This is a genomic window from Thioalkalivibrio sp. ALE11 (genome assembly GCF_000381205.1).
Taxonomy (GTDB): Bacteria; Pseudomonadota; Gammaproteobacteria; order Ectothiorhodospirales; family Ectothiorhodospiraceae; genus Thioalkalivibrio.
In genome coordinates this window covers 163708-187532 of record NZ_KB906164.1, presented here as the reverse complement: position 1 = coordinate 187532, position 23825 = coordinate 163708, and the positions used below count along the sequence as shown (strand labels likewise).

The window sequence follows — 23825 nt, the reverse complement described above, 5'->3', positions numbered from 1 at the left end:
TACCCGTGACGGCCGGGGACGTATCCCGGGCCGCGGGTCGGCCCAATTCGGGAGTGTAGATGCCGGGGCGGCCCTTCGGGTGACGAATCCGCCGCGTGCGTGATCCGGATCACTCGACCGGGGCCGGGGCGGAGGTCTGCGACGGCGTACAGGCGGCCAGCGGGGCGGGCATGGCCAGGCCGTAGCCCTGGCCGTAGGGGATGCCCAGGGCCCGCAGGTGGTTGCCGATATGTTCGTTCTCGACGTGTTCGGCGATGGTGGTCAGGCCGACGATGCCGCTGATGTCATGGATGGCGCGTACCATGGCGAGGTCGATGGGGTCGTGCTCGATGTCCTTGACGAAGCTGCCGTCCACCTTGAGAAAGTCCACCGGCAGGTTCTTCAGATAGGCGAAGGAGGACAGGCCGCTGCCGAAATCGTCCAGCGCGAACAGGCAGCCTTCGCCACGCAGCTCGCGCATGAAGCGCGCGGTGCGGGTCAGGTTGCCGACCGCGGCGGTTTCGGTGATCTCGAAGCACAGGCGGTGGCCGGGGATGCCGGCCGAGCGCACCCGTTCCAGCAGGAATTCGGGGAAGGCCTCGCTGTTGAGGGCGGTGCCGGAGATGTTGATCCCGATGACCGGCAGTTCGGCACCGCGGGCCTGGCAGTCCTGCATCCATTCCAGTGCGGTTTCCACCACCCAGCGATCCAGCTGGCACATCAGATCGTATCGCTCCGCCGCCGGGATGAAGGTCCCCGGGGGAACCGGGTTGCCGTGCTCGTCGCGCAGCCGGAGCAGGAGCTCCCGGTAGGCGGGCGGTCCGTCGTCCAGTGCGAGCACCGGCTGAGCCCAGAGTTCGAATTCTCCGCGTTCGATTGCCTGGGGGATGCGGCTGACCCAGTGCATCTCGCCCGCGCGATCGGCCAGATCGACATCCTGCGGGGTGTAGACGCGGACCTGATTGCGTCCCGAATCCTTGGCTGCGTAGCAGGCGGTGTCGGCGTGGCGCAGCAGCTGCTGGGTGGACTCCGATTCGGCGTCCACCGGCACGACGCCCAGGCTGGCCGACAGGGCAAAGACGTTGTCTTCCCAGAACAGACGCATGCCGGCGATCTCGCTGGCGATGTCCACGGCCATCTGGCTGCCCTGCTCGATGTCGCAGTCCTGCATCAGGATGCCGAATTCGTCGCCGCCCAGACGCGCGAGGTGGTCCTGCGGCCGCATGATGCTGCGCAGCATGCCCGCGATCTGGCGCAGCATCTCGTCGCCGGCCTGGTGGCCGCGGGTATCGTTGATCAGCTTGAACTGGTCGAGATCGAGATAGCACAGCACATGCGGGCGTCCGTCGCTGCGGGCGCCGTGCAGGGCTTCCTCGACCAGCTGCTCGAAACGTCGCCGGTTGATCAGGCCGGTCAGGTCGTCATGCGAACTGTAGTAGGCCATGTGCTGCAGGGCCTCGCGGACTTCGGACACGTCGCGCAGAACGATGACGTGTCCGCGTGCGGTGCCGTCGGTGTCCTGCACCGGGGTGACGGTCAGCTGGACCGGCAGGCGGGACCCGTCAGAGCGCCGGAGGACCTGTTCGTCGGCGCCGTCGCCGCGTCCGCTGGCCGGGGGAGCGGCATCACCGCCGGGCAGCGGGTCCAGGGGGCGGCCAGTGCTTTCGTCTTCCAGCTGCAGCACCCGTTCGAGCGGCTGTTCGGTCAGTTCTTCGACCGGCTGGTGCAGCAGTCGGGCGGCCATCGGATTGGCGTAGTCGATCCGGCCGGCGGTGTCCACGGTCAGCACGCCGTCGCCAATCGAGGCCAGGGTGGTCTGCGCGCGGCGCTGTTCACGCGCATGGCGGGCACGCTGCTCGTCGATGATCGCCTGCTGATGCCGGCGTTCCAGGCGCATGCCCAGCCATTCGGCACACAGCCCGAGGAAGCCGCGGACCACCGGGTCGGGCGGGCGGCGGGTGCGGTGACTGCGGCGACACGCGGCCAGGACCACGGGCTCCGGCAGATCGGCCGGCACCCGCACGAGATCCACCCGTCCGGCCGCCGGCAGCTCCACTTCCTGTCCGGGGACGCTCCGGGGAACCGGCTCTTCGGCGCCGCGCGTGCACAGCGCGGCGGCCCGTTCCTCGATCAGACAGGTCGGGCGCTGCGGATCGCGCGCCCAGTGGGCCAGACGCTCGATGCCCGTGTCGCCCTGCCGGAACAGCGCGATCTCGTCACTGTCCAGCTCGCCGGCCGCGGCCTCCAGCAGACGGCGGAAGGCCCGGGCGTCACCCTCCGCTTCCGGCTCGCGGGTCCCGGCCGTGACCGCGGCAAAGGCCTGCAGCACGTGGGTGTGTGACGCGAGCACGCGGATGCGCGCGAGCATGATGCCGAACAGCAGCCCGACCGCCGACGGGATGACGAACAGCTGTGGCGGGAAGCCTTCGACGGCGTAGACGAAGCGCACCTGGACCACCGCCAGCACGGCGACGATCGCCACGGCCAGCGCCGTATAGCGCAGATAGATCGGCCAGGTGTCCCGCCAATCCGGATGCTTTTGCATGTTTTCCCCCTTCAGGAAACGCACACATGGATCAGCGTTTCCTTAACGGACCGCGCGGCTTTTTTGTGCTCTGGCGGCCCCTCCTTTGGTCGCCGCATACGCTACACCGCGAGGCGCAGCGGGTACAGTCCGGCGGAACCGATCGCAGTGCCATCCGGGTGTGGGATACTGGCGGCATCAAGCGACCGCCGGGGGCGAGGATGACGACTGCGCTGACCTGGATCGGCGTGCTGCTGTGCCTGTCGCAGTCGGCGATCCTTTCGGGACTCAACCTGGGGCTGTTCGCCCGCAGCAAGCTGGAACTCAAGGTGGAGGCCAGCAAGGGGGACGCGCGGGCGCAGCGGGTCCTGCACCTGCGCGAGGATTCCAACTTTGCGCTGGTGACCATCCTGTGGGGCAACGTGGGCGTCAACGTCCTGCTGGCGCTGCTCTCCGGCTCGGTGCTCGGCGGGGTCGCGGCGTTTCTGTTCTCCACCGTGGTCATCACCATCTTTGCCGAGATCATCCCGCAGTCGTATTTTTCCCGCCACGCCCTGCGCGTGGCCTCCGTGCTTTATCCGGTGCTGCGTTTCTATCAGTTTCTGATGTATCCGGTCGCGCGGCCCACTGCGTGGGTGCTGGACCGCTGGCTGGGCGGGGAGGAGATCCGCTATTTCCCGGAACGCGACCTGCACCAGGTGCTGGATCTGCACATGCGTGCGGGCGAGAGCGAGATCGCGCGGGTGGAGGGGCGCGGGGCGCGCAATTTCCTCGAGCTGGACGACATCGCGGTGCGCCACGAGGGCGAGCCGGTGGATCCGGCCAGCATTCTGACCCTGGAGTTCGACGGGGACCGGCCGCGGTTTCCGCACATCGAGCCGCGGGTGGACGACCCGTTCCTGCGCAGCATCAACCGGGCGGCCTGCTCCTGGGTCATCCTCACCGACGCGAGCGGCGAGCCCCGCCGGGTACTGCGCGCGGCCGACTTTACCCGCGAGGCCCTGTTCGCGCCGGAGCGTTTCGACCCGCTGCATCACTGCCTGCACCCGGTGGTGGTGCGCGACGGATCGCGCCGCCTCGGCGAGCTGATTCCGCATTTCCGCGTGCGCCCGGCACACGAGGGGGACACGGTGCTGGGCGAGGACGTGATCCTGCTGTGGGACGAGCAGCGGCGGATCCTCAGCGGCACCGACATCCTCGGGCGGCTGCTGCGCGGGGTGGCCCGGCCGGCGCCGGAGTGACCGCGCGGGAGGCGCGAGGAGCGGTCCGGTTCAGTCCTTGCCCGGGTCCTTCAGGCGTTCGGCGAGGTCGGCGAAGGGGTTCCACGTCGCGCCCCCGGACGTCGCCGCGGTGCCGGACCCGCCGCCGGATGCCCCCGCCGCACGCGCCTCGCCATGGCGCTGGTGTTCGTTGTCATGGCAGTACAGGCACAGCAGCTCCCAGTTGCTGCCATCCGGGGGATTGTTGTCGTGGTTGTGGTCGCGGTGGTGCACGGTCAGTTCGTGCAGGTTGGCGCGGGTGAACTCGCGGCCGCAGCGCCCGCAGACCCACGGGTACATGCCCAGGGCCTGCTCGCGATAGCCGCGTTCGCGTTCGTCCCGCTCGCGCCGGGCGCGTGCGACCAGATCGTCCAGACGTTTCGAATCGCTCATGCCCGGAGCATAGCCGTGCGCGCTCAGTCGCGCGAGCGCGGGGGCGGCAGCAGGAATTCCGCCGGGTGGCGCCGCAGGTGGCGGCCGTAGGCGCGCAGCAGCCGCGCCGGGGAGCCGATGCGCACGCCGCGGGCGCGCAGCGCCACGTACAGTGCCAGGCCGAAGCTGACCCACAGGTTGATCGCACCGATCAGCAGCACGAACGCCAGGAACAGTCCGAAGGTGGCCAGGGCGAGTCCCTCGTTCACCGTGACGTAGCCCAGGTTGGCCGACGCGAACGCCACGTGCTGGATATCCAGCGGCAGCCCGGTGAGATAACCGACATAGCCGGTCGCCCCCAGCAGGGCGCCGAACACCATGTTGCCGAGCACGGCGCCATAGTGGTAGCCGACCCAGTTCGCCAGGCCGTGGCGCGCCCGCTGCGGCAGCAGGCGCCGCAGCAGCGGGTGTTCGCGCAGGCGCCCGGGCAGGTCGAGATAGGCGCAGCGGTTGTCCAGCCAGCCGGCCACCAGCCCGGATACGAACAGCCAGACCCCGGCGATGGCCGCGAACAGCAGGGCGAGCCCGGCGAGCGGGCGCAGGCCGTCCAGCAGATAGTCGGCCTTCGTGCTGTCCAGTACCGGCTGTTCGAAGACCGACAGCGCGAACAGGCCGATGAACAGGGCCATGGGCAGGGCCACACCTACGTTGCCGAGGATGGCGGCGAACTGCGAACGTCCGACCCGGACCAGCAGATCGGCGAGTTTCGACGGGTCGGCGGTGCCGCGTTCGGTCTGTTCGATGGCCGCCGCCATGCGCGCCGCGGTCATCGCGGGCTGCTTGGTGGCCACCGTCAGATGCAGCATGTGGATCAGCACGAAGCCCAGGCCGTAGTTGAGGCTGGACCAGAATGCGTACCAGCCCTCCGACAGTCCGAGGTGGCCGATCTGGATCTTGATCAGGGCCATCAGCGCGATGATCACGCCGGCCCCGGCGCCGGACCCGAGCATGCCGAAGTATTCCTGGCGTCCCCGGGTGATGTACTTCTCGCCGGTGTCGGAGACGTGCTGGGTCACGCTGCGCGAGACCTGGCGGACGTTGTCCTGCCACAGGGCGCGCACGCCGTGGCGCCGGGCGCTGGTGGTCACCAGCTCGCGGAACAGGCCCACGGCGGTGGCGCGGGTGGTCGCGGATTCTTCGGGCTCGAGCAGATCCAGCAGCTTGTGGATGCGCGCCAGCGTCTGGTTCAGCCGCTCCAGCAGGTGCGTCAGCGACAGGCTGTTGCCGCGGCTGTGCGACAGAGTCCGCAGCTTCTCGATCTGCTCGGCGCACTGCTCCAGCAGGACCCGCGCATGGCGGTCGTCACGGCGCTCGCGGGTCGGGTCCTGCAGCCAGGCGCGGTACTCGCGCACGTAGGCCGCGATCTCGCGTTCCTGCGCCACGAAGGCCGAATTGCGCTCGGCGATCGACGGATCCAGACGCAGGAGTTCGGGTTCCAGCTCCTCCGCCGCGATCCAGATCGAGAGCATCTCCAGGGCGTAAAGGGTCTCCTCGCGGGCCCTTTGCAGGACCCCGGGGTGCTCGCCGGAAAGACAGCCGAGCGCGCTCAGCAGGCGCAGCCAGGCATCGTCCGGCAGGCGTGCCACCCAGACCGCGTCGTCCGGATCGTGGAATACGTGATAGAGCACGTCGCGCAGGTCGGTGCGATCCATCGGCGACGGGTTGATGCGCTCGTACAGCAGTTCCGCGGCCTCGCGGAAGAAGCCGCGGCGCGAAAACAGTCCGATCCCGGTGTACAGCGTCAGGTGGCGGGCGTCTTCCAGCCCGGCTTCCAGGCGTTCACGCAGGCGTTCGCGCAGCGCAGGCTGATCCTGCAGGGCCAGTACCAGGGATTCCAGGCGCGCGATCACCGGAGCCACATTGCGCGGGTCGTCCGGGCGCAGCCAGTCGACCAGGCGCCGGAGGATCTCCGCCAGGTCGATGTCGGGGTCGTCTTCGAGGGCGGTCAGCAGGTCCGCGGGGTCATCGGCTTGCGACATGGGATTCGGGCTGGATTCCGGATGATGGCGCGAAGCTTATCATCCGTTCCCGGTGACCGCGCGCCCGCGGATTTGATCGGCGCCGCCCCGCAGTCCAGAATACGCCCCCTGCGGCCGGCCCCGGCGACCTTCCCGACGAGATCGATGATCAAGCTCCGTACCTACGTCTACATGGACTCCCTGCAGCCGCAGCTGGCGGCCTACATGGCGACCGTCTCGCAGGGATTCCCGCCGGTGCCGGGTGACTCCTGCCTGTGGGTGGAGGTCTCGCCGGGCATGGCCGTGCACCGCCTGACCGACATCGCGCTGAAGTCCACCCGCGTGCACCTTTCGCAGCAGGTGGTGGAACGCGAATACGGTTCCATGGTGGTGCACCAGCGCGACGACTCCGACGTGCAGGAGGCCGGGCGCGTGCTGCTGTCGCGCATGGGGGCCGAGGTCTCCGACCGCCAGCAGTGCAACATCCCGTGGCAGGAGATCATCCGCGGGATGTCGCCCGACCACACGGTGCTGATCAACCGCCAGAACCGTCGCGGCTCGATGATCCTGCCGGAACAGAGCATGTTCATCCTCGAGGCCGAGCCGGCGGGCTACATCATCTATGCCGCCAACCAGGCGCTGAAGGCCGCGCACGTGACCCTGATCGACGTCAGTGCGGTGGGGGCCTTCGGCCGGCTGATCCTGGCCGGGAGCGAGGCCGACATCGACGAAGCCGCGCGCGCCGCCAGCGCCGCCCTGGAACGCCCTGCGGGAACCTGAGCGCCATGCATCGCGAACAGCTGCTGCATCTGCTGCAACGTCACCAGACCCCGTTCATCGAGGAGGCGGGCTTTCGCCGCCGCGCGCTGGATTTCGTGCGCCGGCACCCCGACTGCTTCAACTGCGATCTGCTGCCGGCGCATGTTACCGGGTCCGCCTGGGTGCTCAGCCCCGACCGCGAGCGGGCGCTGATGCTGCTGCACGGCAAGCATAACCGCTGGTTCCAGCCCGGCGGCCATGCGGACGGTCAGGCCGACATCCTCCAGGTGGCCCTGCGCGAGGTGCACGAAGAGACCGGGCTGGCGCGCGAGCACATCCGGCTGGTCGCCGAAGACGTCTTCGACCTGGATATCCACACCATCCCCGCCAGCCCCGAGTTCCCGCAGCACGACCACATCGACGTGCGCTTCCTGGTGGAGATCGACGACCGCCTGGAGATCCCCGGCAGCCACGAGTCGCACGCGGTGCTGTGGGTGCCGCTGCAGCACGTCTCGCGCTACAACAACAACCGCTCCTGCTGGCGCATGGTGGAAAAGAGCCGCCGACTGCGCACTGCCGAGCATGTCGACGACCCGGTGCCGGCCCACCGGGTGCCGGGTCCGGGGTACTGATTCGCTGATTCGCGGCCAGGGCTGCCCCGATGCCTGTGGGAGCCTGCTTGCAGGCGAACAGGGCGGGGCCGGCCCGCTTGTTCAGAACCGGCGGGAACCATGCCCGGGCAGGGGCACCGCCTCCACGTGGACGCGCACGTCGCGCAGCTCCAGTGGCCCGTCGGAATCCACCCGGCGGGTCTCGCCGCGGCGCCAGCCGGAGCGCCACGGCAGGCGGGCCGCGCCGTACTCGTTGCGGCCACGGGACGGCAGATCCAGCAGCAGCAAACCTTCGCGGTAGGCGACCTTCATCTCCCCCGAACGTCGTTCGCTGTGGACCTCCACCGTGCGTGTCTCGCCATCCGCCAGGGTGAAGGCCAGCGGGGCATAGCGCCGTTCGCGGCCGCCGATGCGCATCCGCCCGCGTTCCAGGCTCACGCGGATCAGGTCACCGAAGTGCCCCTCCTCGCCGCGGTGGATGCGATCGATGCGCGCCTGACGTTCCGCGCGCTCGCGCGCCTCGATCTTCTGCTGCTCGCGCCGGGTCTGTTCGCGCTCCTTCTGCACCGACTCCCAGGCGCGCATCGCCTCCTGGCGCTCGGATTCGCTCATCTGCTCCCAGTGCTCCTCCGGCACGCCGTAGATACGCGGGGCACAGGCGGCCAGCATCAGCGCCAGGCTCAGCACGGCGGACACCAGGATGAGGCGGGCAACGGATCGGGGCATGGTCATGGCGGCAATCCCTGTCGGATGGAACACGATGGCCGCCGGGGCGGCTCGGTCAGTCTATCCTGCCGGGGCCGCCTGAGTGGCGGCTGAACGGCCATGCCCGAGCTTGACCGCTGCCGCGGGGCTTTGAGCTGGCGCTGCGGAGTCCGGGGCTTTGGCTTCCGCCGGGGGGTGCGCTCTCTCGCGAGCGCGCCGCGAGGTCCTTTCTTGCTTGCCCAAGAAAGGACCCAAAGAAGTCACCCCGACTGCCGCATCCCGGTCCGCTGACGCGGCCCGGGATGCCCTCGCTCCGAGGCCGGTCGCGGGCGGCGCTGAACTCGCGAAGCTGCGCTTCGCTCAGACAAGCAGCGCCTTTTCTCCCGCGCCCGACCTCTGCGCTCGGTGCGGCAAACGGGGCTGCAGGACCACCGCCCGTTCCTTTTTCGCCAGGCGGGCAGACCGGGGCTGTGAACGCCCCGGCCGAGACCAGGACCGTTGGCAACCGATTGTGCCGGATCGGCGAGAGGGCTCGCCTCCTACCGTGTTGAAGCCTGCCCCCGCAGGAGGCCGGCCCTCCGGCCGATCGGGGCCCGGATGCCGTGTCGCATGGGAAGATGTCGCCCCCAAAGGACACCACGAGCCTACGGTTCGCTTGCAAGCAAGCTTGTATGTTTACTCGTGGCAGGCCTAGAAAGGGTCTGTCGGGGCGGAGGGACGAAGCAAGCATCTCCCACAGTCACCGTTGCATACCCGGTACCGGGAGGGTGCCCGGGTAGGGCCATGGGCATGCCCTGCCGAGCCGCATGACCTTTTTCCATCAGGGCTTGGGGGTGGGCCGGCCCCTGCCCGCACGCGATTCCTTTGCAAGGATGGTTGGGAATGAGCTCTGCGAAGGGCCCGTACAAAGCTTGAACCCGTTGGTGCACCGGGCCGCCTTTGCATCAGAAGCCAGGAAACGCACGATTCGGGCGCCCCGCAACGAAGCGGGTCGGGACCGGGGCACCAATGGCCTGAACGCCTCCGGTTTACCCCCCCCCCTCCCGTTGCGAGCCCCTTGCGGAGGGTGCCTCGCGCCGGAAACAAGGCGCCGGATGTCTGAGCGAAGCGCAGCTTCGCGAGTTCGGCGCCGCCGGCGCGAGGCGCCCGGAGCAAGGTTCCCGGGCGAGCTCCGGGTGCCCTTCTTTGGGTCCTTTCCTGGGCAAGCAAGAAAGGACCTCGCGGCGCGCTCGCGAGAGAGCGCAACCCCCCCGGCGGCAGCCAAAGCCCCGGACCCCGCAGCGCCAGCTCGAAACCCCGCGGCAGCGGTCAGACTCGGGCAGCAGCCCCTGCTCGCTTGCAAGCAAGCTCCTGCAGCCGCATCCGGGCGCCGGCGCGGATGGCGCCTACGCACCGTGCCCGGTGCGTTCGCGCAGGGCCGCCACCAGTCCGTCCATCGGCAGGTGTTCGGCCTCGCTGGCGGTGCGGGCCTGGTATTCGAGTTCGCCGGCGTCCAGGCCGCGTTCGCCGATCACGATGCGGTGCGGGATGCCGATCAGCTCCATGTCGGCGAACATCACGCCGGGGCGCTGTTCGCGGTCGTCCAGCAGGACCTGGAAGCCGGCGGCCTCGAGCTCGTCGTGCAGCTGTTCGGCGGCCTCGCGCACGCGCTGCGACTTCTTCGCGCCGATCGGGCACAGGGCGATGTCGAACGGGGCGATGGCGGTGGGCCAGCAGATGCCGCGCTCGTCGGAGTTCTGTTCGATCGCGGCGGCGACCACGCGCGAGACGCCGATGCCGTAGCAGCCCATGGTGACGATCTGTTCGCGCCCGTCCTCGTCCAGCACCCGGGCGCCCAGGGCCTCGGAGTACTTGTCGCCGAGCTGGAAGATATGGCCGACCTCGATGCCGCGGCGGATCTCGATGGGGCCGGAGCCGTCGGGCGCGGGTTCGCCCTCGGTGATGTTGCGCAGGTCGGCACCCTCCGGGCGCGGCAGATCCCGTTCCCAGTTGACGCCGGTCAGGTGGTGGCCGTCCTCGTTGGCGCCGACCACCATGTCGGCCATGCCGAGCACGGCGTCGTCGGCCAGCACCGGGATCGGGCTGTCCACCGGGCCCAGCGAGCCGGGGTCGGTGCCGAACACGGTACGGATCTCGCTCGCTTCTGCCATGCGCAGCGGCTCGGCGATCCAGGGGTGCTTCTCGGCCTTCACGTCGTTGAGTTCGTGGTCGCCGCGCAGCACCAGGGCGACCAGATCGGCGTCGACTGCGTCGCTGGCGGCCACCACCAGGGTCTTGACCGTGCGTTCGGTCGGCACGTCGAGGAAGGCCGCGAGATCGGCGATGGTGTGGACGTCCGGGGTGGCGACCTTCTGCAGCGTTTCGTCGGGGGCGGCCGGCGCGGCGGGGCCGGGGCAGGGCGCGAGTTCGACGTTGGCGGCGAAGCCGCCCGGGGAGAAGGCGATCGCGTCCTCGCCGGAGGCGGCCAGCACGTGGAACTCGTGCGAGGCGTTGCCGCCGATCGCGCCGGTGTCGGCCTCCACCGCACGGAAATCCAGGCCGCAGCGCTGGAAGATGCGGCAGTAGGCGTCGTGCATCTGCTGGTAGGTCTGCCCCAGCGAGTCGGCATCCAGATGGAAGGAGTAGGCGTCCTTCATCAGGAATTCGCGCGCACGCATCACGCCGAAGCGCGGGCGGCGCTCGTCGCGGAACTTGGTCTGGATCTGGTAATAGTTCACCGGCAGCTGACGGTAGCTGCGGATCTCGCGGCGCACCAGATCGGTGATGACCTCTTCGTGGGTCGGGCCATAGCAGAAATCGCGTTCGTGGCGGTCCTTGATGCGCAGCAGCTCGGCCCCGTAGAAGTCCCAGCGTCCGGATTCCTGCCACAGCTCGGCCGGCTGGATGGCCGGCATCAGCACCTCCAGGGCCCCGGCGCGGTCCATCTCCTCGCGCACGATGTTCTCCACCCGGCGCAGCACGCGCAGCCCCAGCGGCAGCCAGGTGTACAGCCCGGAGGCGAGCCGGCGGATGTAGCCGGCGCGCAGCATCAGCTGGTGGGAGACGATCTCGGCGTCGGCCGGGGTTTCCTTCAGGGTGTTCAGCGGGAATTGCGAGACGCGCATGGGGCTCGGGCCTTGTGGTCGGTGGTCGTGGAGCGGACGGAGTCGGGAATCAGAACGTGGTGCCGTTGGTGCCCCAGAAATGGCGCGGGGCATCGGCGAACTCGATGTAGATGCGTGCCGGCTCCACGCCCAGTTCGGCCTGCAGGGTGTCGCACAGCTTGCGTGACAGCTCGCGGGTCAGGCCCTCGGGCAGGCCGATGCTCTTGAGTTCGCAGTAGGCGAGTGCCTCGGTGCTGCCGCCGAAACGCATGTGCGCGTTGTGGCCAAGGGCGACCATCACGTAGCCCTCGGGCTTGTTCAGCCATTCGGCAACCGCGGTCGACAGGCGGGCGGTGACGGCATCCGGATCGGCGGGCAGGGCAACGTTGGTCTCGATATGCAGCAGTGGCATGGCGGTCTCCCGGGAATGAAACGGCGGTCGGGGAACGTCCCCGTGCGGGTGCCGACATGATACGGACAGACGCGGCGCGGTGCAGGGGGTTGCAGGGCTTTGCTGCAAAACCGACGGGGAAAGCTATACTCCGGGCAGTTACCGGGGTTGCGGTCGGGGATTTGCCCGCCCGTGGCCGGCTCCGTTAAATTAGGGAAAACTAATATATTAAAGAACGGCCCCGTGACGGCTGATCGCCCCGCAAGAAGGGTGGCAGGAGAGGGCCGAATATCCGGAAGGGACCACACCATGACACGACTCCCGATCATCGGGGCCGCGCTGCTTGCGCTGGCTCTGCCGCTGGCGACTCAGGCCGATGACCTGCCCTTCGAGACGGTCGAGGCCGAGCGTCTGACCCTGCCGCAGGAGCGTCTGCTGGATGGCCGCGTCGAAGCGGTCCAGCGCTCCACCATCTCGGCCCAGACCTCGGGCCGCATCCGCGAGATCTACGTGGACGTGGATGACTTCGTCGAAGAGGACGAACTCCTGCTGCGCATCAGCGACGTCCAGCAACAGGCGCGCCTGAGTCAGGCCGAGGGTGACCTCGCCGATGCGCGGGCACGTTTCCGCGAGGCGCGCTCCGAGTTCGAACGCATCCGCGAGGTGTTCGAACAGGACGTGGTGTCGCGCTCCGAGTTCGAGCGCGCCGAGGCGCAGCTGGAATCCGCCCGTGCGCGCCTGCGCTCGGCCGAGGGGCGGGTGGACGAGGCCCGCGAACAGCTCGGCTACACCGAGGTCTACGCGCCGTACTCCGGGATCGTGACCGAGCGCATGGTCGAGGTCGGGGAATCGGTCTCGCCGGGTTCGCCGCTGCTGGCCGGGCTGAGCCTGGATCGCCTGCGGGTCGAGGTCGACGTGCCCCAGCGTCTGATGCCCGGGGTGCGGGATCGGCGCGAGGCCGAGGTCCTGCTGGATTCCGGCGAACGGATCGCTGCCGAGAGCCTGACCCTGTTCCCCTATGCACATCCGCAGACCGCCACCTTTCGTGTGCGCGTGAACCTGCCCGAGGACGAGAACAACCGCGGTCTGTTTCCCGGCATGTTCGTGAAAACGAGCTTCGTGCTGGACGAGGTCGAGCGCCTGATGGTGCCGCAGGAGGCCGTGGCCTATCGCTCCGAGGTGATCGCGGTGTACGTGATCGACGACGAGGGCCGGGTGCGCTTCCGTCAGGTCCGCACCGGGCGCGAGCACGACGGCATGATCGAGATCCTTGGTGGCCTGCGCGAGGGTGAACGCGTGGCGCTGGATCCGGTGCATGCCGCGATCTATCTCAAGGAACACCAGCAGGTGACGCGATGAGCGGCGGCGGCACGGACGCGGCCCCGGAGCGCATGGGGATCTCCGGGCGCATTGCGAAGGCCTTCCTGACCACCCAGATCACCCCTTTGCTGGCCCTGGTGGGGCTGCTGCTGGGGCTGTTCGCCATCCTGGTGACTCCGCGCGAGGAAGAGCCGCAGATCAACGTCACCATGGCGGACGTGTTCATCCCGTTCCCCGGGGCCAGCGCCGAGGAGGTCGCCCATCTGGTGTCGACCCCCGCGGAGCAGGTGCTGTCCGAGATCGAGGGGGTGGACGACATCTATTCCACCTCGCGCCCGGACATGGCGCATATAACCATCCAGTTCGAGGTAGGCGAGGACCGCACCGCGGCGCTGGTGCGGCTGTACAACCAGGTCTTCTCCAACGATGACTGGATGCCGCGGAATCTGGGGGTCGGCGAGCCGATGGTGCGGCCGATGGGCATCGATGACGTGCCCATCGTCAACGTGACCCTGTGGACCGAGGACGAAGAACGTGGCGGACACGACCTGCTGCGCGTGGCCCACGGGCTGGAATCGGAACTCAAGCGGGTGCCCGGCACGCGCGACATCTACACCGTCGGCGGGCCCGACCACGTGGTCCACGTGCGCTTCCAGCCGGAGATGCTGGCGGCGCACAACCTCGCGGTGGACGACCTGCGCGAGGCCCTGGCGGTGTCGAATTTCTCGCGCGATGCCGGGCATCTGTATCAGGACGACGAGGAGATCCTGATCCAGGCCGGCGACTTCATCACCGAGCCCGAGGCGTTCGCGCGGCTGGTGGTGGGGATGCATGACGGACGTCCGGTGCATCTGGAAGACGTGGCCGAGGTCGAACAGGGCCCCGGCTATCCGAGCGAGCACGTACGCTTCGCCCATGGGGCCGCGGCCGAGGGCGGCGGGCACATTGGCCAGAGTCACCCGGCGGTGACCGTCGCGGTGGCCAAGCAGCCGGGCACCAACGCCCCCGATATCGCCGACCAGGTCATCGAGCGCCTGGACCAGCTGCAGGGCACCTACATCCCCGAGGGGGTCGAGGTCTCGATCACCCGCAACTACGGCGAGACGGCCGAGGACAAGGCCTCCACGCTGATCCAGAAGCTGATGCTGGCGACCGCGTCGGTGATCATCCTGGTGTGGATCGCGCTGGGCTGGCGCGAGGCGTTCATCGTCGGCGTGGCGGTCATCATTACCCTCGCGCTGACGCTGTTCGCGTCCTGGGCCTGGGGTTTCACCCTCAACCGGGTGTCGCTGTTCGCGCTGATCTTCGCCATCGGCATCCTGGTGGACGACGCGATCGTGGTGGTGGAGAACATCCACCGACACATGGTCCAGGGCGGGCGCAAGTTCCTCGAATCCATCCCGCTGGCGGTGGACGAGGTGGGCGGCCCGACCATCCTCGCGACCTTTACCGTCATCGCGGCGCTGCTGCCCATGGCCTTCGTGACCGGGCTCATGGGGCCGTACATGAGCCCCATCCCGATCAACGCCTCCATGGGGATGGTCCTGTCGCTGGCGGTGGCCTACGTGGTGACTCCGTGGCTGACCTACAAGGTGCTGCGGCGTCAGGCCGAACAGCACGAGGCCGGGGTCGGACACGGCGGACACGAGGCCGGCGAGGCGGCCTCCGATGGCCTGATGCGCCTGTTCAACTTCCTGCTGCGCCCCTTCCTCGGGACCGGCGGGCGCAAGAAGATCAACCGCATGGCGCTGTGGATCGGCACGCTGGTGCTGATCCTCGGCTCGGTGTCGCTGGCCTATTACCAGCTGGTGGTGCTGAAGATGCTGCCGTTCGACGACAAGTCGGAGTTCCAGGTGGTGCTGGACATGCCCGAGGGCACCAGTCTGGAACGCACCGGCCAGGTGCTGGGCGAGATGGCCGACTACCTCAAGACGGTGCCCGAGGTGCACGACGTGCAGACCTACGCGGGCACGGCCACGCCCATCAACTTCAACGGCCTGGTGCGGCAGTACTATCTGCGCGAGGGGAGCCATGTCGGCGACATCCAGGTGAACCTGACGCATGCCTCCGAGCGCGACCGACGCAGCCACGACATCGCGCTGTCGGTGCGCGACGAGATCAATGCCATCGCCGGGCGCCATGACGGCGCGGCGGTGAAGGTGGTCGAGGTGCCGCCGGGACCGCCGGTGATGTCGCCGATCGTCGCCGAGATCTACGGGCCGGACTACGACGGCCAGATCGAGGTCGCGAAACAGGTGCGCGAGGTGTTCGAGAACACCGAGGGCCTCACCGACATCGATGACTCGGTGGAACACCCGGGGCCGAAGAAGATCCTGCAGGTGGACCGCGAGCGCGCCGCGCATCTGGGCGTGCCCCAGCGGGCGGTGGTCGAGGCGATCGAGACCGCCCTGTCCGGCGAGGACGTAACCTATCTGTACGGCTCCAACATCAAGTATGCGGTGCCGGTGCGTCTGGAGTTCGATCGCGCGGAGAAGGGCAGCCTGGATCCGGTGCTCGGGCTGCGGGTCCGCTCGCAGAGCGGCGAACTGGTCCCGCTGGCCGAGGTCGTGAACGTGGTGGATTCGAGCCGCGAACACTCCATCCATCACAAGAACCTGTTGCCGGTGGTCTACGTGCAGGGCGATCTGGCGGGCGGTGTGGACAGCCCGCTGTACGGCATGTTCGACATGTTCTTCGGCCTGCGCGACCAGCCCATGGTCCATGGCGAGCCGCTGGAGCAGCGGTTCATCAGCCAGCCGGACAACCCGTACAACTTCAGCCTGAAGTGGGACGGCGAGTGGCAGGTGACCTACGAGACCTTCCGCGACATGGGCATCGCCTACTCGGTGGGGCTGATCCTGATCTACCTGCTGGTGGTCGCGCAGTTCCGCTCGTACATGGTGCCGCTGATCATCATGGCGCCGATCCCGTTGACGGTGATCGGCGTGATGCCCGGACATGCGTTCGTGGATGCGTTCTTCATGGACGCCAAGTTCACGGCGACCTCCATGATCGGGATGATCGCGCTGGCGGGGATCATCGTGCGCAACTCGATCCTGCTGGTGGATTTCATCAACGAGGAGCTGCGCCGCGGGGTGGACACCATCGAGGCGGTGGTGCATGCCGGTGCGGTGCGGGCCAAGCCGATCGTGCTGACGGGGCTGGCGGCGATGGTCGGCGCCGGGTTCATCCTCGATGACCCGATCTTCTCCGGGCTGGCGATCTCGCTGATCTTCGGGGTGTTCGTCTCCACGGTGCTGACCCTGGTCATCATCCCGGTGCTGTACTACCTGTACGTGCGCAACCGGGTGGATCAGATCCGCGAGCAGGCGGCGTAAGCCAGGGGGCATTGCATGGCAATGGCACGACCGGAGTCCGGCGTTTTCGCCGGGCGACGGTACCGGCATACAATCGGGGGACCGAACGAACCGGAGTGGCTCGATGAATGTGGACATGGGAGACGAGGGCCTGGATGTCACCGGGATCAGTCGTGAACAGTGCGCGACCCTGGTGGAGGCCCTGAAGGCCAGCAGCGATCAGAGTTTCATGGAGGATCCGGAGCTGCGCAAGCTGTTCAAGCTGCTCGCCGTGCTGCAAAGCGATCTGTGGGACGAGATGACCGCGGGTCAGTTCGATTTCAGTCAGTACAAGAAGCAGTAAGCCACTGCAGGAGACTGTCATGTCCGATCCGTCCGGCGGCCGCCCCTCGAATTTCGTCATCGGCAATATCCTGCTGGGGCTGGCGGCCCTGATGCTGTTCTTCTTCGTTCCGCTGTGGGAGCGGATCGGCGTGGTGGCCCTGTTCCTGTGGATGGTCCTCGCTGCGGCGGGGGTCTACTTCATCGTGAAGGACAAGGACATAACGCCCGGTGGACCGCCGAACTGATGCCCCCCGGACGGGGGAGCAGGCTGCCGGTATCGGGGGTTCGGACACCGTATCCGACGGGACTTCGCGGTCCGCTTTTCCGGCCTTTCTGAGCGCGCGCCTCGCACGCCTGCGCGACGCCGCGGGCGAGCTCGATCAGGGTGAATGCTCCGGGGACTGCGTGGATCGGCTGTATCGCGAGGTCAGCGCCCTGGCCCGCGTGGCCCGGACTCACGGGGTGCAGGAGATCCTGCGCCTGGCCGAGTCACTACAGGCCACCCTGGCCGGGCTGCGGGCCCGTCCGAATACCGCCGATCGCGAACTGCTGCGTCTGGGCCTTGCGCGCCTGGAGGCCGCCGCGGAGGCCTGGGCGCGTCAGGAACAGGGGGTGCCGGAGACCCGGCTCCAGCCGCAGGTGTCGGCGGATGCGGGTGGCGGCCGGGTGCAGGTGGTCGCGGAGGACCCGGAAGTCGGCGAGGCGGTGGCGGGCATGCTGCGTGATCACGGCTTCGCGGTCGTGCTGAGCGGCGCCGAACCGGACGCGGCGGGCGCCGGCGGGGTCACCGCGCGGGTGGTCTGCGTCGGCGAGGTGGCCCCGGAGTCCGCGGTGCTCGCGCGACTGCAGGATCCGGGGCGCGGGTTTCTGCCGACCCTGGTGGTGGCGCGCTCCTGGAGCCCCGGGGCGCGCCTGCAGGCCGTGCGCGAGGGCGCGGCCCGCTGCCTCGATTACCCGCTGGCGGACGATACCCTGCTGGAACAGCTGGTGCAGATCGGCGGGGTCGTCGCGGAGACGGGGTATCGGGTGCTCCTGGCAAGTGCCCGCCCCGAGGCCGCCGACGACACCCTGGCGGCGGGCCTGCGGGAGGCCGGACTGACGGTGGAGGTCCAGCCGGACCCCGATGCCGCGCTGGTCCGCCTCCACGGCGGCGAGGTCGAGGTCCTGGTGCTGGATCTGGACGAAGGGGGGTGCAGTGCCGAGGAGTTCGCGGCCCTGCTGCGCACCCGCGACAACGGTTCCTCCATCCCCATGCTGGTCCTGACCGCCGACCCCGGGCGGGTGAACGAGCTGATGGCCCTGCACCCCGGGGCGAGCGGGGTGTTCCTCAAACCGGTGGAACCGCGCCGCCTGGCGGATACGGTGGTGGCGCGTGCCCGCCAGCAGCGGCAGATGGACGGGGTGACGCGTGCTTATCGCCAGGCGCTGTACGAGCGTGAGCGGGAACACCTGGCGGTCGACGAGCACGCGCTGGTGAGCATCACCGACGTGGCTGGCGACATCATCTATGCCAACGAGCGGTTCGCGCGGGTCAGCGGCTATAACGTATCCGATCTGCTGGGGCGCAACCATCGCCTGCTGAAATCCGGAATGCACGCCCCGGCTTTCTACGAGGAGCTCTGGGAGACCATTGCCGCGGGTCGCGTCTGGCAGGGCGAACTCTGCAACCGCGCGCGGGACGGCTCGCTGTACTGGGTCGAGACCACCATCGTTCCCTATCTGGACGGCGACGGCCTGCCGTATCAGTACGTGTCGATCCGCACCGACATCACCACGGTGAAGCGCCAGGAGCATCGCCTGCGCAGCAGCCAGCGCTTCGCCAACATGGGGACCTGGGAATGGACCCCGGGGCGCGAGGAACTGCAGTGGTCCGAGCGTATCGCGCCCCTGCTGGGCCACTCTCACGGAGACCTCGAGCCCACGGTGGAAAACTTTCTCGGTGCGGTGCACCCGGAGGATCGCGAGCGGGTGGAAAACGCCATCCGCAGTTCCCTGCGTCGCGGGTCCTATCTCGAACTGGAGCACCGGGTGGTCTGGCCGGATGGCACGGTCCGCTGGCTGCTGCAGCGCGGTGACGTCGAGCGCGACGCCAGTGGCGGCGTGCTGCACATGCTGGGTGTGTCGCAGGACATCACCAAGCGCAAGCAGTCCGAGCTGGCCCTGACCCGACAGACCACGCGACTGCGTGAAGCCCAGCGCCTGGCGCGCGTGGGGCACTGGGAACACGATCCGGTGACCGGAGCGCTGTGGTGGTCCGACGTGGTCTACGAGATCTTCGCCCTGTCCCCGGGCGACGCCCCGGTAAGCATGGAGGGCTTTCGTGCGTTCGTGCACCCCGAAGATCGCGAGCGGCTCGACCGCGAATATGCCGGGGTGCTCACCGAGGGGCGGGGCGAGGTGTTTCTGCGCATCCGGCGCGATGACGGCGAACTGCGGCACCTGCATCTGATTGCTCATGGCGAAAGCACCGGCGGCCGGGAACAGAACGGCCGGCTGACCGGGACCGTTCAGGATGTCACCGAGCTGCAGCAGGCCCAGGAAGAACTGTCGCTGTTCCGGCGCATCTTCGAGGCCTCCGAACAGGCGATCTCGGTCGCCGACCGGGAAGGCCGCATGGTGTACAACAACCCTGCGGTGCTGGAGATGACCGGCTTCGAGGAGGCCGAGCTGGCGGGCCGGTCCTATCGCGACCTGATCCCGGAGGAGGCGGAACAGTCGGCGCGCGAGATCGACGAAATCCGCGAGGCCGGCGGGGCCTGGACCGGTCAGCTGCCGATCCGCTGCCGCAACGGTGCGGTATTCATGTCCAGCAGTACGATCGGCGTGGTGCGTGACCGCCGCGGCGAGCCGCAGTACATCTTCAACATCTTCGGGGATTTCACCGCGGAGCTGCAGCGGCGCACCGAGCTGCAGCGGGCCCGCGAGGAGGCCGAGCAGGCGAGCCGGGCGAAGTCCGACTTCCTGTCCAACATGAGCCACGAGCTGCGCACGCCGATGAACGCCATCCTGGGCTTTGCCCAGCTGTTGCAGCGCGACACGTCGCTGGGCGAGCGCCAGCAGAGTCAGCTGGACGAGATCGCCCGCGCCGGCCGGCACCTGCTGGAGCTGATCAACGAGATCCTGGACCTCGCGCGCATCGAATCGGGGCGGCTGCAGGTGACGCCGGAACCGGTGGACGTGGCGGACGTGGTGGACGAGTGCCTGTCGCTGCTGCGGCCGCTGGCACAGGAGCGCGAGGTTCGCCTGGAAGGCGCGCGGGCGGCCACCGCGGATGCCCCCCGCGTGCAGGCCGACCGTACCCGGCTGAAACAGGTCCTGCTGAATCTCTTGTCCAACGCCATCAAGTACAACCGCGAAGGCGGGCGGGTGACGCTGCTGGGCGCTGCGGGGCAACAGGGGCTGCAGCTGGAGGTGCACGACACCGGCCCCGGACTGACTGCCGAGCAGCAGGAACGGCTGTTCCAGCCCTTCGACCGACTGGAGGCGGACGCCAGCGGGGTGGAGGGCAGCGGGGTGGGACTCACCATCACCCGGCACCTGGTGGAGATGATGGACGGTCGGCTGGGCGTGACGAGTACGCCGGGCGAGGGTTCCTGCTTCTGGTTCGAACTGCCGCTGGCCGCGGACAGCGATCCCGGGGCAGCACCCGCGGGCGGGCCCGGTCACCCGGCCGCGACCGGCGCATCGGAACTGCCGGCGTCCGGCACGCCGCGCACGGTGCTGTGCATCGATGATCAGCCGGCCAACCTGCGCCTGATGGAAGAGGTCCTGGGGCCGGAGCCGGACCTGGAAACGGTGGTGGCCGAGACCCCCCTGAAGGGCCTGGAGGAGGCGGCACGGCTGGCGCCGGACCTGATTCTGCTGGATCTGGCGATGCCCGGCATGGACGGTTATCAGGTGCTGCGCGCGTTGCGGGCCGACGATCTGCTGGCCGCCGTCCCGGTGCTGGCGGTGACCGCGGATGCCACCGACCCGACGCGCGAGCGGGCGCTGGCGGCCGGTTTCGCCGAGGTCATCACCAAGCCGGTGGATCCGGCAGGGCTGCGGGAGCGGGTGCGCGCGTTCGCCCGCGACGCGGGTCAGAGGTAGAGCCAGGCGACGATCGCGACCGCGGCGACCACCGCCACCGCGTCGGCGCTCAGCGCGGCCGCCAGGGTGTGGCGGACCCGTTTGACCCCGATCGCGCCGAAATAGACCGCGAGCACGTAGAAGGTGGTCTCGGTGGAACCCTGCAGGGTGGACACCAGCATGCCGACGTGGGTATCCGGCCCGGTGGCGGGGTCCTGCATGATCCCGGCCATGATCCCGTAGGCCCCGGATCCGGACAGTGGCCGCAGCAGCGCCATCGGCAGGGCCTCGGCGGGCAGCCCGAAGGGCGTGGTCCACGGCCCGATCAGCCCGACGAACATCCCCAGCGCCCCGCTCTCGCGCAGCATGCCCACCGCGACCAGGATCGCCACCAGATACGGGATGATCCGCAGGGCCACGTTGAAGCCCTCCTTTGCCCCCTCGACGAAGACCTCGTAGACCGGGACCCCGCGGATGACGCCATAGGTGAGAAAGCCCACCACCAGCCCCGGGATGATCCACGGGGCGATGGCCTGGCCGTAGATGATGGTCAGCGGGATGATCGCCAGCACCCCCAGCAGGACCAGGAGCGAGACCCAGGCGGGATAGCCCTCGGCCGGGACCTCGATGTTCATCGGCTGGGGCTGCTCGCCCGGCTCCGTGTCCCGGTCCGCATCGGAACGCCGGTCCCCGGGGTCGGCTTCGGCGTCGGGGTCGTCAAGGCCGCCGGGCGGGATCTCGCGGGTGGCCGCCGGGGGGCGGAACCAGCGTTGCAGGACCAGCGCGCTGGTGATCCCGGCGACCGTGGCGAACAGCGTCGCGAACAGCGTGGTCGGCAGGATGGCGGCCGGATCCTCCGAGCCCAGCGAGGCACGCAGCGCGATCACCCCGGTGGGCAGCAGGGTGATGCTGGAGGTGTTGATCGCCAGGAACAGCGCCATCGCGTTGGTGGCGGTGCCCGGGTGGGGGTTGAGCTTCTCCAGTTCCTGCATCGCGCGGATGCCGAACGGCGTGGCGGCATTGCCCAGCCCGAGGATGTTGGCGGAGAAGTTCAGGATCATCGCGCCCATCGCCGGGTGTTCCGGCGGGACGTCCGGGAACAGGCGCACCATCAGCGGCCGCAGCAGGCGGGCGAGGACGGTCAGCAGGCCGCCGGCCTCGGCGATCTTCATCAGGCCGAGGAACAGGGCCATCACCCCGACCAGTCCCAGTGCCAGCTCGACCGCGGCCCCGGCCGCTTCCACCGCGCCCTCGGAGAGCTCGGCCATCGGACGTTCGTCGGGATCGGTGGAGCGCAGCTCGCGCAGCGCCGCGGTGGCGAAGGCGATGACGACCAGCGCAAGAAAGATCGCGTTCATGCGCCGGGGGCCGCGACCGTCAGCGGTTCTCGCCGCGCGAGACCAGGCGCAGGAAGGCGTCCATCCAGCGCGCCGGCAGGATCGCCTTGAGGAAGGCGAACAGATGCGTGGGGAAGGTCACGCGGTAGCGCAGCTTCGGCCGCCGCGCCTCCAGGGCATGGATCACGCAGCGCGTGACCGCCTCGGGCCCGAGGGTGAACGGGGCGTCGGCCTCCGCGTTGGCCATGCGCGCCTCGGCCGCCTCGTAGGTGCGGGCCCAGGGGCTGTGGGCGCGGTGGATGTGGTGGCGGAAGGCCTTCAGCGCGTTGGCGCGGAATTCCGAGCGGATCGGCCCGGGCTGGATCAGGACCACGCGGATGCCGCTGCCGTGGAGTTCCTGGCGCAGGGTGTCGGACATCCCTTCCAGCGCGAACTTGGAGGTGACGTAGGCCCCGCGCAGGCGCAGCGGGGCGAACCCCAGCACCGAGGAGTTCTGGATGATGCGCCCCTCGCCGGCGCGGCGCATCGCCGGGATGACCAGATTGGTGAGCTCCAGCCAGCCCAGCACGTTGGTCTCCAGCTGGGCGCGCAGGGCGGCGCGCGAGAGGTCTTCCACCGCCCCCGGCTGGCCGTAGGCGCCATTGTTGAACAGGCCGTAGAGCTTCCCGCCGGTGCGGTGCAGCACCTCGTGCGCCGCACTGCGGATGCTGGCGGAGTCGTTGAGGTCCAGCTGCAGGGCCTCGAAGCCCTCCTTCTTCAGGCGCGAGACGTCTTTGGCGGCGCGCGCCGTGGCGAATACCCGGTAGCCGCGGTCGCGCAGGGCGCGGGCGGCGTGGGCCCCGATCCCGGAGGAGCAGCCGGTGATCAGGACGGCACGGGCATCGTCTTCGGCGGAACTCACGCGGACCTCCGGGTGCCGGTCAGTAGGTCAGGGTCGCGACGCCGTCCTCGACGACCTCGCCGATGAAGGCCCCGCCGCCGCGCATGCCGTCGAGTTCGGGCACCGCGTTGTCCAGCGTCAGGCCGTTTTCGTCCATCGCGCCGGCGCAGGCGTAGAAACGCGCACCGGCCTCGTGGGCATCCTGCATGAAACTGTAGACCGATTTCTCCTGCCCGTCGCCGGGGTACATGGCTTCGGCGACCCCCTGGCGCAACAGGCGGGTGGTCTGCGCAGCGAAATAGATCTCGACCTCGAGATCCATGGCACCGGCCACCGTGGCCTGAAAGAACGGGGCCCCCAGAGTGCCGGGGCGGTCGAGGTCCAGATTCAGCAGCATGATCACGATCTTGTCGGCCATCTCGTCTCTCGCTTTTGGGCGTGGGCTCGGCATTTTTTCGGGATCGCCGCATGATCGGATCTCCGGGCGCGCGAAGCAATCGGCGCGAGTCCTTTTATTCCGGGCCGGTGCCCGCATAATACAGGCAATCCATACTGATCGATCCACGGACTCCGGGAGAATATCCTCATGCCGATCTACGAATACGCCTGCCAGCAATGCCACCAGGTCTCCGAGATTCTGCAGAAGATTTCGGATCCGCCCGCCACCACCTGCCCGCAGTGCGGTGCCGAGGCGCTGACCAAGCAGGTCTCGGCCGCCGGGTTCCGCCTGGCCGGGGGTGGCTGGTACGAGACCGATTTCAAACAGGGCGGCCAGCGCAACCTGAAGGAGGGCGGCGGTTCCGCCGGTGACAGTGGCGGCTCCGGGGGTTCCGGCGGCGGTGATGGCGGGGGCAGCGCCGCCACGACCGGAGGCTGAG

General features: G+C 68.9%; 18 protein-coding genes. 9 read left to right on the top strand and 9 right to left on the bottom strand.

Annotated features, from left to right (window positions below):
* Positions 1–109: 109 nt before the first annotated feature.
* Positions 110–2524, bottom strand: coding sequence for an EAL domain-containing protein (locus F620_RS0100910; RefSeq protein WP_038030355.1), 2415 nt, complete (start codon positions 2522–2524; stop codon positions 110–112).
* Positions 2525–2724: 200 nt separating this feature from the next.
* Here F620_RS0100910 and F620_RS0100905 point away from each other — a divergent pair, with 200 nt between their 5' ends.
* The gene (locus tag F620_RS0100905) at positions 2725–3744 is read left to right on the top strand and encodes a DUF21 domain-containing protein (RefSeq protein WP_019569131.1); all 1020 of its coding nucleotides are present in this window, start codon (positions 2725–2727) and stop codon (positions 3742–3744) included.
* Positions 3745–3774: 30 nt separating this feature from the next.
* Here the strand turns inward: F620_RS0100905 and F620_RS0100900 are convergent, their stop codons facing one another.
* The gene (locus F620_RS0100900; protein WP_019021252.1) at positions 3775–4155 is read right to left on the bottom strand and encodes a YajD family HNH nuclease; all 381 of its coding nucleotides are present in this window, start codon (positions 4153–4155) and stop codon (positions 3775–3777) included.
* 23 nt (positions 4156–4178) lie between these two features.
* Positions 4179–6173 (bottom strand): site-specific recombinase, encoded by a 1995-nt coding sequence (locus tag F620_RS0100895; RefSeq protein ID WP_019569130.1) that lies wholly within the window; start codon positions 6171–6173, stop codon positions 4179–4181.
* 144 nt (positions 6174–6317) lie between these two features.
* Between F620_RS0100895 and F620_RS0100890 the strand changes: the two genes are divergently transcribed.
* Together F620_RS0100890 and F620_RS0100885 are read left to right on the top strand one after the other, a co-directional pair.
* The gene (locus F620_RS0100890; RefSeq protein ID WP_018870039.1) at positions 6318–6932 is read left to right on the top strand and encodes a BMC domain-containing protein; all 615 of its coding nucleotides are present in this window, start codon (positions 6318–6320) and stop codon (positions 6930–6932) included.
* Positions 6933–6937: 5 nt separating this feature from the next.
* The gene (locus F620_RS0100885) at positions 6938–7543 is read left to right on the top strand and encodes an NUDIX hydrolase (protein WP_018870038.1); all 606 of its coding nucleotides are present in this window, start codon (positions 6938–6940) and stop codon (positions 7541–7543) included.
* An 81-nt stretch (positions 7544–7624) separates the two neighbouring features.
* On the opposite strand, the gene F620_RS0100880 is transcribed toward F620_RS0100885, so the two are convergent.
* The 3 genes from F620_RS0100880 to F620_RS0100870 all read right to left on the bottom strand — a co-directional run bounded on the left by F620_RS0100880 (position 7625) and on the right by F620_RS0100870 (position 11722).
* Positions 7625–8254: a hypothetical protein gene (locus F620_RS0100880; RefSeq protein WP_019569129.1), complete on the bottom strand. Its 630-nt coding sequence runs from the start codon at positions 8252–8254 to the stop codon at positions 7625–7627.
* 1358 nt (positions 8255–9612) lie between these two features.
* Positions 9613–11331, bottom strand: a complete 1719-nt coding sequence (locus F620_RS0100875; protein ID WP_019569128.1) for a proline--tRNA ligase — start codon at positions 11329–11331, stop codon at positions 9613–9615.
* Positions 11332–11380: 49 nt separating this feature from the next.
* A complete protein-coding gene (locus F620_RS0100870; RefSeq protein WP_019569127.1) occupies positions 11381–11722 on the bottom strand; it encodes a phenylpyruvate tautomerase MIF-related protein in 342 nt (113 codons plus the stop codon).
* A 288-nt stretch (positions 11723–12010) separates the two neighbouring features.
* On the opposite strand from F620_RS0100870, the gene F620_RS0100865 reads away from it, so the two are divergent.
* The 5 genes from F620_RS0100865 to F620_RS0100845 all read left to right on the top strand — a co-directional run bounded on the left by F620_RS0100865 (position 12011) and on the right by F620_RS0100845 (position 20751).
* Positions 12011–13060 carry an efflux RND transporter periplasmic adaptor subunit gene (locus tag F620_RS0100865; protein ID WP_019569126.1) on the top strand — a complete coding sequence of 350 codons (1050 nt, stop codon included), beginning with the start codon at positions 12011–12013 and terminating at the stop codon, positions 13058–13060.
* Complete coding sequence (locus F620_RS0100860) at positions 13057–16359, top strand: efflux RND transporter permease subunit (RefSeq protein ID WP_019569125.1); 3303 nt, start codon at positions 13057–13059, stop codon at positions 16357–16359. Before F620_RS0100865 ends, F620_RS0100860 begins: the two co-directional genes overlap by 4 nt.
* A gap of 103 nt (positions 16360–16462) precedes the next feature.
* Entirely contained in the window at positions 16463–16681 is a 219-nt protein-coding gene (locus F620_RS0100855) for a hypothetical protein (RefSeq protein WP_018870032.1), read from the top strand.
* Between the two features lie 19 nt (positions 16682–16700).
* Positions 16701–16907 (top strand): hypothetical protein, encoded by a 207-nt coding sequence (locus F620_RS0100850; RefSeq protein WP_018870031.1) that lies wholly within the window; start codon positions 16701–16703, stop codon positions 16905–16907.
* Positions 16891–20751: a PAS domain-containing protein gene (locus F620_RS0100845; protein WP_019569124.1), complete on the top strand. Its 3861-nt coding sequence runs from the start codon at positions 16891–16893 to the stop codon at positions 20749–20751. Before F620_RS0100850 ends, F620_RS0100845 begins: the two co-directional genes overlap by 17 nt.
* Here F620_RS0100845 and F620_RS0100840 read toward each other — a convergent pair.
* The 3 genes from F620_RS0100840 to F620_RS0100830 are packed head-to-tail and all read right to left on the bottom strand — an operon-like array spanning position 20742 to position 23365.
* On the bottom strand, positions 20742–22088 hold the full coding sequence (locus tag F620_RS0100840; protein WP_019569123.1) for a nucleoside recognition domain-containing protein: 1347 nt from the start codon (positions 22086–22088) through the stop codon (positions 20742–20744). The two genes, F620_RS0100845 and F620_RS0100840, sit on opposite strands and share 10 nt — an antisense overlap.
* Before the next feature lie 19 nt (positions 22089–22107).
* Positions 22108–22968, bottom strand: coding sequence for an SDR family oxidoreductase (locus F620_RS0100835; RefSeq protein WP_019569122.1), 861 nt, complete (start codon positions 22966–22968; stop codon positions 22108–22110).
* 19 nt (positions 22969–22987) lie between these two features.
* Positions 22988–23365, bottom strand: coding sequence for a DsrE family protein (locus F620_RS0100830; RefSeq protein ID WP_019021243.1), 378 nt, complete (start codon positions 23363–23365; stop codon positions 22988–22990).
* Positions 23366–23533: 168 nt separating this feature from the next.
* Here F620_RS0100830 and F620_RS0100825 point away from each other — a divergent pair, with 168 nt between their 5' ends.
* On the top strand, positions 23534–23824 hold the full coding sequence (locus F620_RS0100825) for an FmdB family zinc ribbon protein (protein ID WP_018870026.1): 291 nt from the start codon (positions 23534–23536) through the stop codon (positions 23822–23824).
* The last annotated feature ends 1 nt before the right edge of the window (position 23825 follow it).